This window comes from Variovorax sp. P4_D9, assembly GCF_056401695.1.
This window is the reverse complement of sequence record NZ_JBFUIU010000935.1, coordinates 1-3,240: the sequence shown is the minus strand read 5'-3', so window position 1 is coordinate 3,240 and position 3,240 is coordinate 1. Positions and strand designations below refer to the sequence as shown.

Annotated in this window: 3 protein-coding genes and 2 pseudogenes; 2 read left to right on the top strand and 3 right to left on the bottom strand. The window is 61.9% G+C overall.

The genetic code is table 11. From position 1 onward, the window contains the following. Positions 1 to 237 (bottom strand): annotated as a pseudogene (locus AC1DY5_RS48605) (sugar ABC transporter substrate-binding protein); the annotation flags it as partial. A gap of 272 nt (positions 238 to 509) precedes the next feature. On the opposite strand from AC1DY5_RS48605, the gene AC1DY5_RS48600 reads away from it, so the two are divergent. Then, positions 510 to 1,142: a hypothetical protein gene (locus tag AC1DY5_RS48600; RefSeq protein WP_478121496.1), complete on the top strand. Its 633-nt coding sequence runs from the start codon at positions 510 to 512 to the stop codon at positions 1,140 to 1,142. 393 nt (positions 1,143 to 1,535) lie between these two features. On the opposite strand, the pseudogene AC1DY5_RS48595 reads toward AC1DY5_RS48600, so the two are convergent. Continuing rightward, positions 1,536 to 1,643, bottom strand: a pseudogene (locus AC1DY5_RS48595) (ATP-binding protein); the annotation flags it as partial. A gap of 107 nt (positions 1,644 to 1,750) precedes the next feature. Then, positions 1,751 to 2,230: an Lrp/AsnC family transcriptional regulator gene (locus AC1DY5_RS48590; protein WP_478121495.1), complete on the bottom strand. Its 480-nt coding sequence runs from the start codon at positions 2,228 to 2,230 to the stop codon at positions 1,751 to 1,753. 147 nt (positions 2,231 to 2,377) lie between these two features. Here AC1DY5_RS48590 and hppD point away from each other — a divergent pair. Continuing rightward, on the top strand, positions 2,378 to 3,240 hold an 863-nt coding region (gene hppD, locus AC1DY5_RS48585), incomplete at its 3' end, for a 4-hydroxyphenylpyruvate dioxygenase (protein ID WP_478121494.1).

Genomic DNA, 3,240 nt, shown 5'->3' with positions numbered 1-3,240 from the left:
CATGTTCTCCATGGCGGCGACCTGGCCGGCGTTGTCGCCGTCGGTCTTGCCCGCGCCCGACAGCAGCTTGGCGCCCTTGGCCTTGGCCTCGGCGGTGGCGCCTTCCTTCATCTTGACGAAGAAGGGGTTGGTCTCGGTCTTGGTGATCAGGCCGATCACGGGCTCGGCGGCCTGGGCCGGGAGGTGGGCGGCCAGCACAGCAGAGGCCAGGGCGGCGGCGAGGGTGAGCTTGAACATCGGGTTGTCTCCTGTTTGCCAGAAAGTATTGAGGACGGGCAACAGAGTTTGGATTCGTCGAGTTAATAAATCAAGTGGATTGATTAATGGAAAACCCTGGGTCCGGCGGCGGGTATTTCACCGCCCAGGGTGCCTCGCTGCAGCTGGTGGTCGTTGCTAACAGAGTGCTGTTTTTGCAAACATAGTGCTGGGACCGATCAACAAAGTGCGGGCATTTCGGTCAACAGAGTGCGGGCAAGGCGCGGAGGCCGACGGCGCCGGTTCTTGAACCGTTGCAGGCGGAATTGCCGAAGGCAGATCAGCACGCCGGTGCTGAGTCTTTCAAGAGCACAAAGCCAGGAAGCGACGGTGATCGCCAATCCAGCCGAGACCAAGGCGGTCAAGGCTGCAGGGGATCCTGTGGTCTGGAACAACTGGCTGATTCGGCCTTCCGCTGGCAATGCATCTGCCTTCGGCGCGCGCCCGTCGCCGCAGGCGGGCGAGAGTTGCAAGCGCTGAATCGGCTCAACCTCCGCCTCTCGACCGCCGACTTGTCGGCGATCGCGCCAGTGGCGACGATCAAGCCTTCGGCGGCACTGACATCGACGTTGACGGCTGCGCTTGCCGATGCCTCCAGAAGGCGCCTCGCCCTCGATGTCTTCGTGACGCCGTCCGACGAGCAACGCTTGCGCATTCCTGAGGAAGCGCGGCGCCAGTCGGTGGTCATCGATCTCGAGCGCCTGCGCGCGAACTCCGYGATGGGCGCAGCGCCAGGCGAAACCTGGACCGATGAACTCATCCGTCAAATGACGGTCGCGGAGTTCGGGTTCGATTTCCGCATCCTCGTTGCAGGCCGGCACCAGGTGGGTATCGCGATGGTCGATGCGTTGACGAGCGCGCTCGGCTCCCATCCGCTCATCGCCTAGCCTAGCCGTCGCCGGGATCTTTGCCCAGGCCTTCTTCTGGCTGATGACGAACAACCTGAAGGAGGCCAACGTCATGGCGACGTTCCTCCTGGCAACAGCAGTGATCAGTCTTCCGAATTGGGATCGGCGCTTTCTCGGCATGTCCTGGGCCTGGCGCACCGGCCTCGCGATGCTGCTGCCCGCATGTGGACTACGGCTATGCAGGCGCGTCTGGCGATTTGACAAGCTGGGCAGAGTGACCCACCTCGTTGAGGCCCCGGAAGGATCGCTCTGGACGAACATTGCGTTCGGCGGTTCGGAGCACCGCGAACTGTTCATCGTGGACTCCCCCGATGGCCACCCCAAACTGCTCCACTTATGGCCGGTCAAACTGCTCCAGGCAGGACGSTCGGATTATGACGATTCGGGCGTGATGGCGATGCGCGCGGCGGCCTCCTTCAGACGGTAGCTCTTGCCCTCGAACTCCAGCATKGCGCRGCGGTGCATGAGCCGGTCCAGGACTCATCTGCAGGTGCGATTCATTCGATCGAAATGCTATCCAGGAGGCAGGGTCTCATCGCCTCAACCCTAGACGTGCCACCTCTGGAGACGGTGCATGTTCAGGTTGATCACACGAGCGTTGCCGTTGCTTTGACCGGCCGCATCACGAAGCTTGTCTTGCAGTCCTGCACGCTGGGATGCTTGAGCAGCGTGTCCATCACGAAGCGCGTGTAGTGATCCATGTCGGCCACGACGATGCGCAGCAGATAGTCCATCTCTCCCGTCAGGGAGACGCAGTCGATGACTTCCGGCCAAGTCTGTACGGCGGCCGCAAACAGATCCATCGGACTGCGCTTGTCGCCGCCCGTGTGCTTCTCCATGCGGACGTTGATGTAGGCGGTCAGGCCCAGCCCGATCCTCTTGGCCCGCACCAACGCCACATAGCCCGCAATGACACCCGTTTCCTCGAGGCGCTTCACTCGCCGCAGCGCAGCCGAGGCCGAGAGACCCACCTGGGTTCCCAGTTCTTCGTACGACAGCCTGCCGTTCAACTGCAGCACCGAAATGATGCGCTGATCTATTGAATCGAGCGTCGTTCCTGCCTGCATGATGCCAATTGTCACACGAATCGTGTGAGTAGAGCGTCGATTCTCCGTGATATGCACGATTCCTGCGGGCGATTCTGCCTACAGTTATGAACCACGATGGAGCCGCGGACGGCCCCGAAACAATTCCTACCTTTCTGGAGCATTGCCATGACCACCGACCTCTTTGASAACCCGATGGGCCTGATGGGCTTCGAATTCGTCGAGTTCGCTTCTCCGACGCCCGACACGCTCGAGCCTTTCTTCGAGAAGCTGGGCTTCCAGCTGGTGGCCAGGCACCGGTCCAAGGACGTGGTGCTGTACCGCCAGGGCRACATCAACTTCATYGTCAAYCGCGARCSSAACAGCCCGGCGGCSTACTTCGCCGCGGAGCACGGTCCCTCGGCYTGCGGCATGGCRTTCCGCGTCAAGGATTCGCACAAGGCCTATGCGCGGGCACTGGAGCTCGGCGCACAGCCGATCGAGATCGCCACCGGACCGATGGAACTGCGCCTGCCGGCGATCAAGGGCATCGGCGGCGCGCCGCTGTACCTGATCGACCGCTTCGAGGACGGCAAGTCGATCTACGACATCGACTTCGAATTCATCGAGGGCGTCGATCGCCATCCGGTGGGCCACGGCCTGAAGCTGATCGACCACCTGACTCACAACGTCTACCGCGGCCGCATGACGTTCTGGGCCAACTTCTACGAGAAGCTGTTCAACTTCCGCGAGATCCGCTACTTCGACATCCAGGGCGAATACACCGGCCTGACCTCGAAGGCGCTGACCGCWCCGGACGGCAAGATCCGCATYCCGCTGAACGAAGAGTCTTCGAAAGGCTCGGGCCAGATCGAGGAATACCTGATGAAGTTCAACGGCGAAGGCATCCAGCACATCGCCCTCCTCAGCGACAACCTGATCGACACCATCGACCAGCTCGGTCTGGCCGGCGTGCCCTTGATGACCGCACCCAACGACATCTACTACGAGATGCTCGAGACGCGGCTGCCAGGCCACGGCCAGCCGGTCGC

Excerpts from the sequence above, each read along its gene's own strand:
- AC1DY5_RS48590 (WP_478121495.1), bottom strand. The coding sequence starts at position 2,230 with ATGCAGGCAGGAACGACGCTCGATTCAATAGATCAGCGCATCATTTCG.